At 70.1% G+C, this 17,102-nt stretch carries 10 protein-coding genes; 4 read left to right on the top strand and 6 right to left on the bottom strand.

The genetic code is table 11. The annotated features are described in order from the left end of the window. On the top strand, nucleotides 1-340 hold a 340-nt coding region (locus D7X74_RS16690), incomplete at its 5' end, for an MYXO-CTERM sorting domain-containing protein (protein ID WP_233602127.1). Between the two features lie 192 nt (nucleotides 341-532). Then, nucleotides 533-2,068, top strand: a complete 1,536-nt coding sequence (locus D7X74_RS16695) for a ricin-type beta-trefoil lectin domain protein (RefSeq protein WP_120533967.1) — start codon at nucleotides 533-535, stop codon at nucleotides 2,066-2,068. An 89-nt stretch (nucleotides 2,069-2,157) separates the two neighbouring features. Here D7X74_RS16695 and D7X74_RS16700 read toward each other — a convergent pair whose 3' ends face one another. From D7X74_RS16700 to D7X74_RS16715, 4 genes are all read right to left on the bottom strand, one after another. Then, nucleotides 2,158-3,708, bottom strand: coding sequence for a DHA2 family efflux MFS transporter permease subunit (locus tag D7X74_RS16700; protein WP_233595991.1), 1,551 nt, complete (start codon nucleotides 3,706-3,708; stop codon nucleotides 2,158-2,160). A gap of 3 nt (nucleotides 3,709-3,711) precedes the next feature. Beyond that, on the bottom strand, nucleotides 3,712-4,989 hold the full coding sequence (locus D7X74_RS16705; protein ID WP_120533968.1) for an HlyD family secretion protein: 1,278 nt from the start codon (nucleotides 4,987-4,989) through the stop codon (nucleotides 3,712-3,714). A 43-nt stretch (nucleotides 4,990-5,032) separates the two neighbouring features. Continuing rightward, nucleotides 5,033-5,539, bottom strand: a complete 507-nt coding sequence (locus D7X74_RS16710) for a MarR family winged helix-turn-helix transcriptional regulator (RefSeq protein WP_120533969.1) — start codon at nucleotides 5,537-5,539, stop codon at nucleotides 5,033-5,035. Nucleotides 5,540-5,665: 126 nt separating this feature from the next. Continuing rightward, entirely contained in the window at nucleotides 5,666-6,775 is a 1,110-nt protein-coding gene (locus D7X74_RS16715) for a glycerophosphodiester phosphodiesterase family protein (protein ID WP_147446586.1), read from the bottom strand. Nucleotides 6,776-6,885: 110 nt separating this feature from the next. On the opposite strand from D7X74_RS16715, the gene D7X74_RS16720 reads away from it, so the two are divergent. After that, nucleotides 6,886-7,566, top strand: coding sequence for a sterol desaturase family protein (locus tag D7X74_RS16720; RefSeq protein ID WP_233602128.1), 681 nt, complete (start codon nucleotides 6,886-6,888; stop codon nucleotides 7,564-7,566). A 46-nt stretch (nucleotides 7,567-7,612) separates the two neighbouring features. Further along, nucleotides 7,613-7,843 carry a hypothetical protein gene (locus D7X74_RS16725; protein WP_120533972.1) on the top strand — a complete coding sequence of 77 codons (231 nt, stop codon included), beginning with the start codon at nucleotides 7,613-7,615 and terminating at the stop codon, nucleotides 7,841-7,843. Here the strand turns inward: D7X74_RS16725 and D7X74_RS16730 are convergent, their stop codons facing one another. Together D7X74_RS16730 and D7X74_RS16735 are read right to left on the bottom strand one after the other, a co-directional pair. After that, on the bottom strand, nucleotides 7,844-8,314 hold the full coding sequence (locus tag D7X74_RS16730) for a nuclear transport factor 2 family protein (protein ID WP_120533973.1): 471 nt from the start codon (nucleotides 8,312-8,314) through the stop codon (nucleotides 7,844-7,846). It abuts the gene before it with no gap. Beyond that, nucleotides 8,295-17,057 (bottom strand): non-ribosomal peptide synthetase/type I polyketide synthase, encoded by an 8,763-nt coding sequence (locus tag D7X74_RS16735; RefSeq protein WP_120533974.1) that lies wholly within the window; start codon nucleotides 17,055-17,057, stop codon nucleotides 8,295-8,297. The genes D7X74_RS16730 and D7X74_RS16735 overlap by 20 nt, the downstream gene beginning before the upstream one ends. Nucleotides 17,058-17,102: the final 45 nt, after the last annotated feature.

The raw sequence follows: 17,102 nt of genomic DNA on the forward strand, positions 1-17,102 counted from the left end.
GCCCACGCCCGTCCCGGACGACACCACCATCCCGAGCGAGGACCCCACCACCACGCCTCCGGTGGCGGAAGTCCCGGTGACGACCACCCCCGACGCGCCCGTCGTCACGCTGCCCAACATCGGCGGGCAGGCGCCCACCGGCACCACCACGCCCATCTCCAACAACCCCAGTGGCCTGCCCGGGGACTCGTCCCTCGGTGAGCCCGTGGCGGGCGGCTGCAGCGCGTCCGGCACCTCCGGCACCCTGCCCTTCGCCGCCGCCCTGCTGATGCTGGGCGCCGCCATGCTGCGCCGCCGCCGGGCCCCCGCCCGCGTGCGGAGCAACGCGTCGAAGCGCTGACTTTCCCCTGAGACCGAAGCAAGTCCCTGGCCCGGTGCGCCCTCATGGCGCGCCGGGCCATTCTCATTGCGGGGCACTTTCTTCGATGACACAAATATGTCAGAGATTTTTACTAATCCTTGAATTGATTGACCTCCAGGGCTCAATCGGGTTTGCCTTCACGCCTCCCCGCAGCACGAAAGGCAGGACCCGATGAAGCGGAGCTTCGGTCTGTTCTCCACCGCGACGGCGCTGTTCGCAGGCGCGACCCTGGGTGTCATCCCGTCCGTGGCGCTGGCGGCTTCGTCGCAGCAGGACGCGGCCATCGCGCAGGGCGTGTCGCCGGAGCTGCTCTCCGCGATGCAGCGGGACCTGGGCCTCACGGCGGACGGCGCGCGCCGTCGGCTGGCGGCGGAAGCGGCGGCGGTGCGGGTGGAGGGCTCGCTGCGCGCGGAGCTGGGTGAGCGCTTTGGCGGCGCGTGGATGAACGCGGACGGCAGCCAGCTGGTGGTGGGCGTCACCACGGACGCGGACGCGGCCCTGGTGCGGCGCGCGGGCGCGGTGGCCCAGAAGGTCAAGCACACGCAGGCGGCGCTGGAACAGGTGAAGGCGGAGCTGGACCGCAACGGCGCTTCCGCGGGCCGCACCGTGCATGCGTGGTACGTGGACGTCGCCACCAACAGCGTGGTGGTGCTGGCGCAGGACTCCGCGCTGACGGGCGGCACGGACTTCCTGGCGAAGGCGGGCGTGAAGAGCGACGCGGTGCGCGTGGTGCCTTCGCGCGAGGAGTTCAAGCCGCTGTACGACCTGCGCGGCGGTGACGCGTACTACCCGGGCAACGCGCGCTGCTCCATCGGCTTCCCGGTGGCGGGCGGCTTCGTCACTGCGGGCCACTGCGGCGGCCCGGGCACGGGGACCAGCGGCTTCAACGGCGTGGGCCAGGGCACGGTGGTGTCGGCCAACTGGCCCGGCAACGACTTCGCCTGGGTGCGCACCAACGGCTCCTGGGGTTCGCAGCCGTGGGTGAACAACTACGCGGGCGGCAACGTGCTGGTGTACGGGTCGCAGGAGGCGGGCATCAACGCGTCCATCTGTCGCTCGGGCTCCACCACCGGCTGGCGCTGTGGCGTCATCCAGGCGAAGAACGCCACCGTCAGCTACTCGGCGGGGCTCGTGTACGGCCTCACCCAGACGAACGCGTGCGCGGAGGGCGGTGACTCCGGTGGCTCGTGGCTGTCCGGCAACCAGGCGCAGGGCGTGACGTCCGGCGGCTCCGGCAACTGCTCCACGGGCGGCACCACGTTCTTCCAGCCGCTCAACCCCATCCTGGGCGCGTACGGCCTGTCGCTCACCACCACGGGCAGCGGCGGCTCGGGCGGCCCCATCATCGGCCTGGCGAACAAGTGCATCGACGTGCCGAACTCCAACACGAACGACGGCACCCGCCTGCAGTTGTGGGACTGCAACGGCACCAACGCGCAGAAGTGGACCTTCATGGCGGACGGCACCGTGCGCGCCTTCGGCAAGTGCATGGACGTGGCCTGGGGCTCGCGCGACAACGGCGCGGCCATCCAGCTGGTGACCTGCTCCGGCAACCCGGCGCAGCAGTTCATCCTCTCCGGCGCCGGTGACCTGGTGAACCCCCAGGCCAACAAGTGCGTGGACGTGACGAGCGGCAACTCCGCCAGCGGCACGCCGCTGCAGCTCTGGGAGTGCAACGGCTCCAGCGCGCAGAAGTGGCGCCGGTAGTCGTCCCCCGCATCCCCTGACGCAGAAACGCGCGGACCCGGAAGCACCCGGGCCCGCGCGTTGTCATTTCAAGGCGTCCGACGATGCCGTCAGTGCGCGCCTTCCACCTTCACCGTGGGGTCCGGCTTCTGGAGCATGCCGACCAGGATGAGGGCGCAGGCGAAGATGACGGCGAGGATGAGGAAGTTCGCGTTGAAGGCCCGCACCAGCGCCTGCGCGTTGACGCGCTGCCCGAGCAGTCCCATCGCCGCGCCCGTGGGGTCCAACACGCCCCTCGCGGCCATGGCGCCCTTCAACTGGGCGAACTGCTCCTGGGCCACCTGACCGTACGTGTCCACGTGCGACGTGATGGCGGTGAAGTTGGCCTTGGTGGTGCGGCTGAGCGCGCTGCTCATCCACGCGGTGCCAATGGAGCCGCCCAGCTCACGCGTCAGGTTGAAGAGGCCCGCCGCGTTGCCACGCTGCTCCGGACGCAGGTTGCTGAGCGCCATCACCGACAGCGGCACGAAGATGAAGCCCATGGAACAGGCGCGGATGAACACCGGCGTGATGAGCGTGATTTCGTCCACCCGCGTGGTGAGGTGGCCGTTGGTCCACAGGGACACGCTCATGCCGATGACGCCCAGGGCCACCAGGAAGCGGCCGTCCACCTTCCCTCCGAACTTGCCGATGAGCGGCATCAGGAGGATCTGGATGGCGCTGCCCTTGAGGAAGATGAGGCCAATGTCCAACGCCTCGTAGCGCATCACCGAACCGCAGAAGAGGCTGAACAGGAACGAGCCGGAGAACAGCGCGGTGCCCACGAGGAAGTTCACCCCCGTGGCCGCGGTGTACGAGCGGTTGGCGAACACCCTCAGGTCCACCACCGGACTGGGTGTCTCCAGCTCGTGGATGACGAAGGTGACGAGCGCGATGCCCGCGATGACGGCCAGCAGCGTGATGAGCTTGCTGTCGAACCAGTCCTCGCGGTTGCCCTCCTCCAGCACGTACTGGAGACAGGCCATGCCCACCGCCAGGAGCGCGATGCCATTCTTGTCCACCTTCTCCGTGGAGCGCTCGAAGTGGGGCTGGTCGATGGAGCGCCACGCCATGTACGCGGCGAAGAGGCCCACCGGCACGTTGATGAGGAAGATCCAGTGCCAGCTGGCCGCGTTGATGAGGAGCCCGCCCACGGTGGGCCCCAACAGCGGCCCCGTCACGGCGCCCAGGCCGAAGAGCGCGCCCGCCATGCCGTGCTCCTCGCGCGGGTAGCGGGCGAAGAGGATGGCCTGCGAGGTGGGGATGATGGCGCCGCCGCCCATGCCCTGGAGGATGCGGAAGGCGACGAGCGACGGGAGGTTCCACGACAGGCCGCACAACACGCTGGCCAGGGTGAAGAGCAGGATGGAGAAGGTGAAGTACTTGCGGTAGCCGAACCGGCGCTGGAGCCAGCCCGTCATCGGGATGACCACCACGTTGGCCATCATGTAGCCGGTGGACACCCAGGCGATCTGATCCAACGGCGTGCCGAAGCTCGCGCGGATGTCGCTCAGCGCCACGTTGACGATGGAGATGTCCAGCACGGACATCAGCGCCGCGGCCATGGCCGCGATGGTGATGCCCGCCTTGGAGCCTTGGATGACGTCGCGACGCGCGTCCACCGGCTACTCCGCCTTCCGGACGTCCACCGCCGCCGTCTTCCGCGGCGCGGGCTCCGAACCGGTGTCCACCGTCACGTAGGCGCTCATGCCCGGCTTGATGGGCAGCGACTTCAAATCTCCGTCGAAGCGGATGAGCACCGGGATGCGCTGCACCACCTTCACGAAGTTGCCGGACGCGTTGTCGGGAGGCAGCAGGGCGAATCTCGCGCCGCTGGCGCCCGCGAGGCTGTCCACGTGGCCGTGGAAGGAGTGGCTGCCGAAGGCGTCCACCTCCACGTCCACCGCCTGGCCCGGGCGCATCTCACCGACCTGGTCCTCCTTGAAGTTGGCCACCACCCAGAGGTCGTTCTGCGGCACCACGGCCATCAGCGGACGCTCCGGGCCCACCATCTGCCCCACCTCCACCGTGCGGCGGCTCACCACGCCGTCCACCGGGGCGCGCACCTGGGCGTAGGACACGTTCAGCTCCGCCAGCGTCAGCGCGGCGCGCGTCTGCTTGAGGCGGGCCTCCGCGAGCTTCAGCGCGGCGTTCGCGGACTGCACCTGCACAGGGCCCGTCTCCGCGGCGTTGAGCTTGCCCTGCGCGGCCTCCAGGCCACCGGACGAGCTGGTGATGCCGGCCTCCGTGGAGACCAGCCGCGCGCGCGACTGGTCCAGGGCCGCCTTGGCCTGGTCGTACGCGGCCTGACGCGTGTCCAGGTCGGACTGCGACAGCGCGCCCTGCTCCCGCAGCTGCTTCACGCGGCCCAGGTCCGTCTCCGCCAGCTTGAAGCGCGCTTCGGACGCGGCCACGTCCGCGCGGGACTGGTCGAGCGCCGCCTTGGAGGAGCTGATGCCGCTGGACGCCTGGGTGACGCCCGCGCGGGCCTGCCGCAGGTTGGCGCCCGCGTTGGCCTCGGTGAGGGTGAGCTGGGCCTGGGCGTTGGTGAGCTGGGCCTCCGCGCTCATCACGTCCGCGCGGGCCACCTCCAGCCGGGCGTCCAGGTCCGCGTGGTCCAGCTCCACCACCACGTCGCCGGCCTTCACCTGCTGGTTGTCGCTCACCAGCACGCGGGCCACCTGCCCCGACACGCGCGGCGACACGTTGGCGATGCGGCCTTCCACCTGGGCGTCGTCGGTGGACTCATGGCCGCGGGTGATGAGGAAGCGCGCGCCACCGCCCAGCACCGCCACGCCCACGAGGAGGGGCAGCACCTGCTTGGCGCGGGAGCGCTTCGCGGGCGTCGGGGCGGTGGGGGCTTCGGCGGGAACGGCGTCCAGGGAGGCGGTGCGGGTCGTCATGGTTGTTGCTCGAGTCGGATGAAGAAAGGGGTCTGGAGGCGGATCAGGGATCGCGCAGGGCGGGGACGCCGGCGGACACCTTGGCCAGCAGGGCGCGCAGGGTGTCGCGCTCGTCCTGGCTCAGGTGGGCCATGAGCGCGGCGGTACGGCGGTAGTGGTCGGGCAACATGCCCTGCATGAGGTCGCGGCCCCGCTCGGTGAGGTGCACCGAGTACATGCGCCGGTCCTCGGGGTGGTCCACGCGGGAGACGAGGCCGTCCTTCTCCAGCGTGTCGAGCAGCCCCGTCATCGTGGCGCGGCTGCACGACGCCAGCTCCGCGATCTCCGCGGGGCTCAGGGTTCCGCCCGCGTCCTCCGCGAGGAACAACTGCACCAGAACCACGAAGCGCCCCTGCGACAATCCGTGCCGCGAGAAGTGCGCCTCGTAGGCCCCCGTCAGCTCATTGGACAGACGCAGCATCGCGATACACGTCTCGATGGCGCTCGGGTCCAGCGTGGGGAAGCGGTGGACCTGCAGTTGGAGCCGCTCGTACCGGGGCACGAGCTTCATCGGGGTCGCGTTCTTGGGAGGGACAGGAGCCAAGGCGGGGCATCTAGTAAGGCCCCTAACAATTTTGCGCAAGATGATTCGGGGCCTGACTACCTTCCCGAATCTTGAGGGAGGACAGGGGCTTTCCTACTCGGAAGCCGCCTCCAGGTCCGACCCGTTTGGTAGGTGCTCCAAGAGGTAGACGGTGCGCAGCCCGGGGTGACGGGACTGAAGAGAGCGGAGCGCTCCCACATCGAAGGACTGCACGTCCGCGCGGGCAGTGAGTCCGGAAGACAGGATGGCCTGGGCGACCGCATCGCCATGCGCCAGGGGGATGGCTGTCTTCGCGGAGGTCCGTTTGAGTTCCACATTGAACCGCACCCGCTTCGCGTTCCGGGCGCGGAGCGGGTCGCGGGCGGTGTGCTCGGCGTCCGACTGTGTTTCAGCGAAGGCGAACACCTGGCGCAGGGTGGGCACCGTGTAGGCGTCCGGGAGGCCGGCGCGGGCGGCGAAGGCGACGGCCTCGGGAGACAGGGCGCGGTCGTTCGTCTGCTCGGGACGGTCTTCCAGGAGCCGGTCGCAGACGAAGGCGGACTGGAGTCGCGCGACGGTGAGGGACGCGATGGAAACGGGGGCGGCGAGCGGGCTTCCGTCCGCGTGGCGGCACTTCGCCGGAGACAGGTCCGGGTCGTGGGAGAGCACGGGCACGCCGTCCGCGGTGAGGACGGTGTCCATTTCCAACGTCGTCATGCGGTGGTCGAGCGCGGCCTCGAAGGCGGGCAGCATGTTCTCCGGACGCAGGTTCCGCGCGCCCCGGTGGCCCTGCGCATCGAAGCGCTTCGGGTCGATGAGGCCGTCCGCATCCAGCAGGTCGCCGGGCGTGCCATCCGCGTTGGCGTCGAAGTCGCGCACCGCCTGGGCGAGCAGGTCCGGCCGGTCGCTGATGATTCCGTCCACGCCGCGCTGGAGCAGGGCCCGCATCGTGGGCAGGTCGTTCACCGTCCAGACGATGACCGGGTGTCCGGCATCGCGCAGGCGCTTCAGTTCGATGCCCGGTCGCGAGGACAACAGCGCGAAGGCCGGGGAGCAGACGGGGGCTCTCGTGGAGCCCTGGGCCCGAGCGTGGGCTCGCGCGGTGTCCATCAGACGCAGCGTGGGGTCGTCTCCCGGGGCGGAAGTGGTTCGACCGGATCCGGTGCAGGAAGCGGCGAGTCCCGCGAGCAACAGCGCGAAGGCAGTCAGGGGGGCGGAGGGCACGGACACATCCTGCCAGCAGGCGGGCGGGGGCAGCTTCACGCAAGGCAACACTTCAGCCAGACGAACAGCCAGAGGCAATCGGCTGTCATCATCCCAAGACTCATACAGTCATGAGTCGCGCGTACTTCCGGCATCAATCCACTCGCATGTTCGAGAACGACTTTCTCGAAGCCTGCTCGAAGGTTCACCCTGCGGTGCCCATCCTCCTCTATGGCCCGTTCACACTGGGCCTGTTGGGTTGGGGCCTGTACACGGGGAGGACGACGGTGGGGATGAGCGTGCTGTTCGTGACGCTCGGCCTGCTGACGTGGATCTTCATGGAGTACGGCATCCACCGATTCTTCTTCCATTGGGAGGGCAAGGGCCCCATCACCCGGCGGGTGCATGAGATTGCCCACGGCTACCACCACAAGTACCCGGACGACCCCCAGCGCCTGGTGATGCCTCCCAGCGCGAGCGTCCCACTGGCCCTCCTCATCGGCGGGCTGCTGTGGTTGGTAGGCCATCCGGCGCAGACGCTTCCGTACTTCATCGGCATCGTCTGGGGCTACATGACCTACGACACGATCCACTGGGCCACGCACCACCACACGCCGCGCACGAAATGGGGCAAGGAACTGCGCGCGCACCACATGGCGCACCACTTCGCGACGCCGGACCGCAACTTCGGCATCAGCAACCGGTGGGTGGACATCCTGATGGGCAGCGGCGGAAGGCGCGCCAGGCGCCCGGCGAAGGAGGCGTCGCGCCAGCACGTTCGTCCCGGGGAGGGCTCCGTCGTGAAGCCGTGAGGTCCCCGGGCTGGAGACCCGTGGCCCGTGGTTCGGAACAGGAACGATGGATGTGAAGGATGCCACCGTGCAGGCGGCCCTGCGCCAGGCGTGCGAGGACGCAGGTCTGCCGGAGTCCCTGCGCGGTTGCGTGTATCCGCTCTTGCGCGACCCGGAGGGCGACTGGCCTTCGTGCTGCGGTGGCGGTTGCATGCCGTGTTCCTCCACGCTGATGGACGTGGCGGTGCGCACGCTGGAGCTGCTGGGCACGCCGCGACGCTCGCCCCTGCCGCCCTGACTATCGGTACTTGTGGTCGACGAGCACCTCCGTGCGCGGAAGCGACCAGTGCATCTGGACCATCCGCCACTCCGCGTCCCGGCGCTCGAACACGCACGTCACGCGGATGCCCTCGAAGGTGGCGGGACGGCCGCCCGCGACCACCGCGATGTCCATCGCGGGCAGCGTGAGACACGCCAGCGTGGAGGGCGGTGCCCCGCCGTGCCAGAGCTGTGCGGAGCGCAGCGTCACCCGGATGTCGCGCAGGCTCGCGAACTGGGTGCGGAAGGAGTGTTCGACCTGCTCCCAGCCGACGAAGTGCAGGTTGGAGTGGGTGCCCACGACCACGATGTCGTCGTCGTGCCAGAACAGCTCCCGCAGCGCGTCCAGGCTGCCACGTTCGTAGGCGTCCACGAACGCGGTGAAGCGCTGTCCCAGCTCGGCCTTCCAGCTCCCCGTGTCCTGCTTCCCCTCAACCCACGCCGTGGTCATCGCGCCGTACTCCCTTCCCCGCCGTCACGCAGTCCTCGAGGATCCGGGCCACCTGCCTCACGAAGGGCGCCTCCATGACGCTGAAGTGGTTGCCGGGCACTTCGTGAAACTGGAAGTGCGCCGTCGTCAGCGCGCGCCACCACTCCTCCGCGTGGCCATCCAGGACCGTGTCCCGCTCCTGGGCCCGCAGGTACACCAGGGGGACCGCATGCCGTCCGGGCGTGTACGCGGCGATGGCCTCGTTGGTGGCGAGCACCACGTCGCGCAGCCGGAAGTCGAGCTCCATCGCCGTCTTCAAGCCCTCCGCCGCGCGCGGAGAGATTTCCTTGAACGCGTCGATCAACTGGAGCACGTCCCCCACGCTCCGGATCCCCAGCCTGCGCGAGTCATCCACCGTCACCGTGTCGATCTGGATGACGCCCGACACCGCATGCCCCCGCTCCAGCAGGACGGCGGCCATCTCATAGGCGATGACGCCCCCCGACGAATGGCCTCCCAGCCAGTAGGGCCCCTTCGGGTGGGACGCCAGCAGTTCGTCCACGTACCGGCGAGCCATCAACGGCACGTCCCGGTAGAGCACCTCGCCGGGTTCCAGCCCCGAGGCGCGGAACGCATACACCGGCCGGGCGGGCCCCAGCCGCCGCGTCAGCGGCATGTATGTGAAGACCGTTCCGCCAATGGGCTGCACGAAGAAGAGCGGCACCTGGCCGGGCCGCCCCTCCTGGAGGTGCATCAACAACGCGGCCTCCTTCCGGAAGGGCCGCCCCGTCTTCTCCAGCTCGGAGAGGATGGCCTGGGTCAACGCGCCCAGCGTCGGGTGTTCCAGCACCGCGTGCAGCGACAGGCCCACCGACAGCTTCGCCTTGAGCTCGCGGTTGAGCTGCACGACCAGGAGGGAGGTGCCGCCCAGCTCGAAGAAGTGGCTGTCGGGCGTCAGCGACTCCTCGCCCAGCAGGTCCTTCCAGATGGCTTCCACCGTCGCCCGCACGCCCTCCCGGTGGATGCCCTGCGACCTGACGACAGGTCCGGGCTCCAGCGCCTCCGACGGAGGCGGCTCCTTCTTCGCCAGTGAGTAGTGCTTGCGCTCGAAGGGATACGTCGGAAGGGAGACGCGCCTCCGGGACACCCCGCCCCGCATCGCGCTCCAGTCCACCGGCACGCCCGCGGTCCACAGGTGGCCCACCGCACACAGCAGCGACTGCTCATCGGATTCGGGGGCGGTGCGCCGTCCCACCGGCACGCCCAGCGTGGGCAGGACCAGCCGGTGCGTGCCCGCCTGGGGATGCAGCAGCGCCAGCGTGGAGAGGACGCGGCCCGGCCCCACCTCCACGAGGATGCGCTCGCGGCCTTCCAGCAGCAGGTCCAGGCCCCGGGAGAAGCGGACCGTGTGTCGCAGGTGACGGGCCCAGTACGCGGGGTCGCGCGCGGTGGCCGCGTCCATCCAGGTGCCCGTGACGTTGGAGACCAGGGGAATGCCCGGGACCTTTGGATCCATGGACGACGCCAGGGCCGTGAGCGGCTGCATCGCCGGCTCCACCAGCGCCGAGTGGAAGCCGCTCGCGCGCGGCAGCCGTTTGGAGCGCACGCCCTTCGACAGCAGCAGCGCCGCGAAGGACTCCAGGGCCTCCACCGTCCCGGACACCACGCACTGGCCGGGCCCGTTGACCGCGGCCAGGGACAGGTCGGCGGGAAGCTCCTGCGCCAGCACGCCCTCCGACAGCGGGATGGCCAACATGCCCGAAGGCGGCAGGGCATCGCAGAGCCGACCGCGCAGGTCGACCAGGGCCACGGCCTCCTCCAGCGACAGGACCCCGGACAGGCAGGCCGCGGTGTATTCGCCCAGGCTGTGGCCCATGAGGGCCGTGGGCTGGACGTTCCAGGAGAGCAGCAGTCGCGACAGCGCGTACTCCGTGGAGAAGAGGGCGGCCATGCCCAGCGACGGTGCGCGCAGGGCCTCCTCGGCGCGGGCCCGGTCCGCATCCTCCGCGAACAACACGGCGCGCAGCTCGCGCTCCGGATCCCGACCGAAGAGCGCGAGGCATTGATCCAGGGCCTCGCGGTACACCGGCGCGCGCCGATACCACGCCGCCCCCATGCCCGCCTCCTGCGTCCCCGTCCCCGGAAACAGGAAGACCACTTCGGGCACGTGGCGGGTCGCGCGTCGCGAGGAACCATCCCGCCGGAGCTTCGCGATGGCTTCCGCTGCATCCCCGCACACGATGGCGCGCCGGTACTCGAAGGCGGTCCGACCTTCGCGCGACGTGTACGCGACGTCCGCGAGCGCCTGGGTCGGGTGCTGCTCCAGGTGGTTCGCGAGCTGCCGCGACGCCGCGTCCAGGGCCTCCTCGCTCCGGGCCGACAGCACCAGCACCGTCTCGCCTTCTGGCGCACCGGTCGCTACCGGCACGGGCGGGGCTTCTTCGAGCACCACATGGGCGTTCGTCCCGCCAATGCCAAACGCGCTCACGCCCGCGAGGCGCGGGAGTCCTTCGGGGGCAGTCCACGGACGTCCCTCCCGGCTCACCAGGAAGCGGCTTCGCTCCAGCTCCAGCTCCTCGGGGGCGTGCTCGAAGTGGACGGTTCCGGGGATGAAGCGGTGCTCCAGGGCCAGCGTCACCTTGAGGAGTCCGGCCACGCCGGCCGCCGAGTCCAGGTGCCCCACGTTGCTCTTGAGCGAACCCAGCGCGCAGGAAGGCGCCGCGTCCTCGCGGTCACCGAAGGCCAGCCGCAGCGCCTGGACCTCCAGGGGGTCTCCCAGCGGCGTCGCGGTCCCGTGGGCTTCGACGTAGGTGATGTGACGCGGATCCACTCCGGCGGACGCGTGGGCCCGCGCGATGACGTCGCGCTGTCCCTCCACGCCGGGCGCGGTGAAGCCCACCTTGCCGTTGCCGTCGTTGTTGATGGCCGAGCCCCGGATGACGGCATGGACGGTGTCGCCATCACGCAACGCGTCCTCCAGGCGCTTCAACACCACGAGGCCCACGCCACTGGAGGGCACGGTGCCCTGAGCGCGCGCATCGAACGGGCGGCAGTGCCCGTCCGGCGAGGTGATGCTTCCCTCTTCGTGGAGGTAGCCGGCGGGCCCCGAGGCGAAGAGGGAGACGCCACCCGCAAGCGCCAGCTCGCACTCGCCCGCGCGCAGGCTCTGACAGGCCAGATGGATGGACACCAGGGACGTGGAGCAGGCGGTCTGCACCGTGAGCGCGGGCCCGCGCAGGCCCAGTTGATACGCCGTCGTCGTGGCCAGGAACTGCCACGGATTGCCCAGGATGGACCGGTACGATTCGGAGGCCACCGACAGGGTGCGGTAGCGCGACGCGACCTGTTCCAACCAGTAACGCGGCGCGCCCGAGCCCGCGAAGATGCCTGCCTTTCCGGGCAGTCGCTTCGGGTCGTAGCCCGCGGCCTCCAGCGCCTCCCAGGCGCACTCCAGGAACAGGCGCAGCTGCGGATCCATCAGCCGGGCGTCCTGCGGGCTGTAGCCGAAGAAACCGGCGTCGAAGAACTCCGCGTCCTCGAGGATCCCCGAGGCACGGACGTAGGCGGGCTCCTCCACAAGCTTGGGGTCCTCTCCCGCCGCCACCAGTTCCTCCTTGCTGAAGCGGGAGAGGCCCTCGCGGCCTTCCACCAGCAGCGACCAGAGCGCATCGAGATCCGGCGCTCCCGGGAAGCGGCCCGCCCGCCCGATGATGGCGATGCTGCCCGGACGCTGCTCCGGACTGGCACTGCGTTCCCTTCGAGGCGTTCGCGCGGGCGCTTCCACCGACGCGTCGTCCAACCGCCGCGCCAGGGCTTCGAGGGTCGGGTATTGGAACAGCGTGGCCATGCTCACCCGGATGCCCAGCTCCACTTCGAGCGCCGACTGCATCCGTGCGAGCAACAGGGAGTTTCCCCCCGCGTCGAAGAAGCCCTCCTGTCTGCCGATGCGCTCCACTCCGAGGAGCCGGCACCAGATGCGCTCCAGCGCCTTCTCGCGCTCCGTGGACGCGGCCGCCCCGGACGCCACGTCACGCCCCTGCGTTCGGGAAGGAGGAGGCGGCAGCGCGCTCCGGTCGATCTTCCCCGTGACGCCCAGCGGGAACGACTCCAGCACCACCAGCTCCCGGGGAATCATGTGGGGTGGCAGCGTCTGGCCCAGCGTTTCCTTGAAGCCGCGTGACCGGAGACGCGCCGCCGCGTCGGCATTCCGGGGGACGACGTAGCCGACGAGGTGCCGCTCTCCCGCGAGCAGCCGGAGTTCAACCACCGCGTCCCGTACGTCAGGGTGCTCCCGCAGCGCGGCCTCCACTTCTCCCAGCTCGATGCGGAAGCCGCGCAGTTTTATCTGCCGATCCGACCGTCCGTGGAACTCGATGCTGCCGTCCGGACGATGGCTGGCGACGTCTCCGCTCTTGTAGAGCCGGGCGCCTGGCTCCGCGCTGAACGGATGGGGAACGAACCGCTCCGCATCCAGCTCCGGGCGGTGCAGGTAGCCCCGCGCCAGCCCCACCCCGCCGATGTAGAGCGAACCCCGGACGCCCACGGGTACTGGCGCCAGGGCGTCGTCGAGCAGATAGACCTCGTAGCCCGGAAGCGGCTTGCCGATGGGGGACCTGCCCGCGCCGGCCACGCAGTCGCCCGAGGTCGTGAAGACGGTGGTCTCCGTGGGCCCATACACCTGGATGAACCGCCGGCCTGGAGCCCAGGTGTCCACGAGCTGCTCCGGCACCTCTTCGCCGCCGACCACCAGCACCTTCAGGTCCGGGAGCGCCCGCCACGCCATGGGGCTCAGCGCCGCGGGCGTGAACATCGCGATGTGGATGCGCTGGGACGCCAGGAAGTCGGCCAGCTCCTCGCCGGGCGTCACCTCCGCCTGCGCGAGCAGGTACAGCGTCGCGCCGGAGAAGAGCGTCGGGAAGATCTCCGCGACGGAGAAGTCGAACCCGAACCGCGTGAACTGCAACGCACGGACCCCGGGCCCGAAGCCGAAGCGCGCGGCCACGGTTTCGCAGAGATGGACCGCACCCCGGTGCCCCAGCAGCACGCCCTTGGGCTGGCCTGTCGAACCCGAGGTGTAGATGACATACGCCAGGTCCTCGCCTGTGACGGGGACCTGGGGATTCTCCACGGAGGCTCCGGCGAGCGTTTCGCGCAGTTGCTCCAGACCGAGGACCCGGGCGCCCGTGCCCGCCACGAGCGACCGCGTCGCCTCCTGCGCGAGGACGAGCTTCAACCCCGCGTCCCGCGCCGTGAACTCCAGCCGCGCCTGGGGGTAGCTGGGATCCAGCGGCACGTAGGCCGCGCCCGCCTTCAACGTCGCGAGCACCCCAATGATCATCTCGAAGGAGCGCTGGAGGCACAGGCCCACCAGGTCCCCAGGACCGACCCCTAGCGAGCGCAGGTGGTGGGCCAGCCGGTTCGCCTCCGCGTTCAGCGTCCGGTAGTTCATCACCCGGCCCTGGAACACCAGGGCGGGGGCCTCCGGGGTGCGCTCGGCCTGGGCCTCGAAGGGATGGTGCAGGCAGTCGGCGGTGGACACGTCCTCCGCCGGTCCCTGCGCCCACTCCAGGAGCCGGGTCTTCTCCTGCTCCGACAACAGCGGCAGCGCGGAGACGGACACGTCCGGGTCCCGGACGGCCTCGCGGAGCAGCGTCACGAAGTGCTCGCCCAGTTGGGAAATCATCCAGGGGTCGAACAGGTCCAGCGCGTACTCCAGCCGCACGGACATGCCGTCCGGCCGCTCATCCAGTTCGAGGGAGAGGTCCAGCTTCGACGTCCCCGTGTCGACGTCGTGCGGCTCCACCCGCCACCCCGAGCCCGGCACCGAGATGGGCGGCTCCAGGGTGCACGACACCTGGAGGAGCGGATTCGCACCGGGGATGCGCGCCGGGTTCACCGCCTCCACGATGCGCACGAGCGGCGCGTCCTGATGTTCGAGCGCCTCCAGACACACCTGCCGCACCCGCCCCACGAGGGCCCGGAAGCTCAACCCTTCGGAGAACCGCAGCCGCAGGGGCAACAGGTTCACGAAGTGGCCGGAGATGGAGCGCAGTTCTTCACGGCCGCGTCCCGAGAAGGCTCCACCGATGACGAGGTCGTCGCTACCGGAGTAGCGGTGCAGCAGCGCGCCGAACGCCGACAGCATCGTCATGAAGAGCGTGGCGTCCTCACGGCGACCCAGCGCCTTCACGGCCTCCAGGAGGTCCCGGGGGATGCGCACGAAGTGCTTCGCGCCACGGAAGCCCTGCACGGGAGGACGGGGACGTTGGGTGGGGAGTTCCAGGTGGGGCGCCCCCGCGAGCGTCCGCTTCCAGTAGGCGAGGTGCGGCGCGATGGCCTCCCGGTAGCGCGGGCCCTGCTGCCAGACCGCGGCGTCCGCGTACTGGAGCGGCATGGGCGCCAGCTCCGCGGGCCTGCCATCGATGGCGGCCCGATAGAAGCGATGCAGTTCCTGGAGGAACGTCGCCATCGTGAAGCCGTCCACCACCAGGTGATGCATGACCAACGCGAGGCGGCACTCCGAAGCGCTCAGCCGCATCAGCGTCGCCCGCAGCAGCGGGCCCCGTTCCAGGTCGAAGGGCTCGCGCGCCTCCTGCGTGGTCAGTCGCGCGGCCTTCGCGCTCCGAAGTCCTTCGGGGACCGGGCGGAGATCCACGCTCCGCAACCGGAACGCCGTCCCAGGCTGTATCCGCTGGAAGGGACCTTCCGGCGTGGATCCAAAGGTGGTGCGCAGGACTTCATGCCGGGCGATGAGCGACTGGAATGCCTGTTCCAGTGCTTCGGGTTCGATGTCGCCCGGCAGGTACAGCGTGAAGGGCTCGTTGTAGAAGGCGCTCCGGGGCGCCACCTGATGCAGCAGCCAGAGCTGGCGCTGGGCATCGGACAGCGGCAAGGGCCCGCTCCGGTCCACGGGAACGACTGGAGGCAGGGCCAGCCCCCGGGCTTCGCTCCGCGCGGCCTCCACGCGTCGCGCCAGGGCTTCGAGGGTCGGATTCTCGAACAGCGCGCGCACCGGCAGGCGGACCGCCAGCGCTTGATCCAACCGTTCGATGAAGCGGACCGCCAGCAGCGAATCCCCTCCCGAGTCCAGGAAGCGGTCATGCGTGCCGGCCTGCTCCGTGCCCAGCACCTCCGCCCAGACGCGCGCCACCTCGCGCTCCAGTCCCTCGCGCGGCGCCTCACCGTCCCCCGCGCCGAAGTGCGGCGCCGGGAGCTGCTGGAGGTCCACCTTCCCACTGGGATTGAGCGGCAGCCGGTCCAGCACCATGACCGCGTGGGGAACCATGAAGGCCGGCAGTCGGGAGCGCAGGTGCGCCAGCAGCTCCGTCGCGTCCGGGGAGGCACCCTCGCGCGGTGAGACATAGGCGACCAGCCGCTTGTCCCCGGGGGACGCCTCATGCACCCGGACCACCGCGTCACCGACCTGCCCATGGGCCCGCAGCGCACTTTCGATCTCCGCCAGCTCGACGCGGGCGCCCCGGATCTTCACCTGATGGTCCACGCGCCCCAGGAACTCCAGCGTGCCGTCCTCCCGCCACCGCGCGCGGTCCCCCGTCCGGTACAGCCGCGCCTCCGGGGCGTCGCGGAAGGGGTCGGGGAGGAACCGCTCGCGGGTCAGGTCGGGGCGGTTCAGGTAGCCGCGCGCGAGCCCCTCTCCGCCGATGTACAGCTCCCCCACTTCACCGACGGGCCGGAGCGCCAGCGCGTCGTCCAGCACGTACACCTGGAGGTTCGCGAGCGGCCCTCCGATGGGAATGGACGTCCCGGGCTCGGGCGGCGAGCGGATCTCATGGGCCGTCGCGGAGGTGGTGCACTCCGTCGGGCCATAGCTGTTGAGCAGGCGCTGGGGCTTCCCGTGCGCCATCACGTGCGCCACCCACTTGGGATCCAACACGTCGCCGCCCACCATCAACACGCGAAGCTGACGGAACGCGTCCGGGATGGCCGCGGCCAGTTGGTGGAACAGCGACGTGCTCAGGACCGCGACCGACACCGCATCACGTTCGAGCCGTGCCGCGAGGAGCGGAGGCGACAGCAGCGTCTCCTGTGAGAGCAGGCACAGCGTGGCGCCGTTCAGGAGTGCGCCCCAGACCTCCAGGGTCGAAGCGTCGAACGAGAACGAAGCGGCCTGGAGGACGCGGTCGTCGGGCCGGAACCCCATGAAGCCTGCGTCCAGCACCAGCCGGGCCACGCCCCGGTGCGGAATGCACACGCCCTTGGGCCTTCCCGTGGAGCCCGACGTGAACAGCACGTAGGCCAGCGAGTCAGGACCCGCGCCACCCCGGACGTTCCACGCGTCGCGCTCCTCCAGGGGTTCATCCGGCGAGGAAGGCTCGACGACGTGGCCCTGGAAGCGCAGCCCCTGGACGTCCTCGCGGCGGCCCACCAGCACGCGCAGCCCCGCGTCCTCGATCATCACGTTGAGACGATCCACCGGATGGCTGGAATCCAGGGGCAGATAGGCCCCGCCCGCCTTCAGGATTCCCAGCAACCCGACGAGTGTCTCCGGGGTGCGGTCGACGCGGATCCCCACGGGTTGATCCAACCCCACGCCCTGGGCCTGGAGCCGCCGCGCCAGCCGGTTCGCACGTCGGTTGAGCGTGTCATAGCTGAGCGCTCCGCCCTCGAAGCGCAACGCCACGGCCTCCGGTGTCTCACGTGCTCGGGCTTCGAACAGCGTGGCGATGTCCTGCCTGGAAAACTCCGTCTGGCGTCCCTGTGAAAAAGCCCGGAGTCTGTCTGGGTGCGCGGAGATGGGATTCATGATGAGTCATTGCCCCCTCCTCTCTGAACGCACGGCTCCGGAAAC

This window comes from Corallococcus sp. CA047B, from assembly GCF_003612065.1.
GTDB classification, from domain to species: domain Bacteria; phylum Myxococcota; class Myxococcia; order Myxococcales; family Myxococcaceae; genus Corallococcus; species Corallococcus praedator.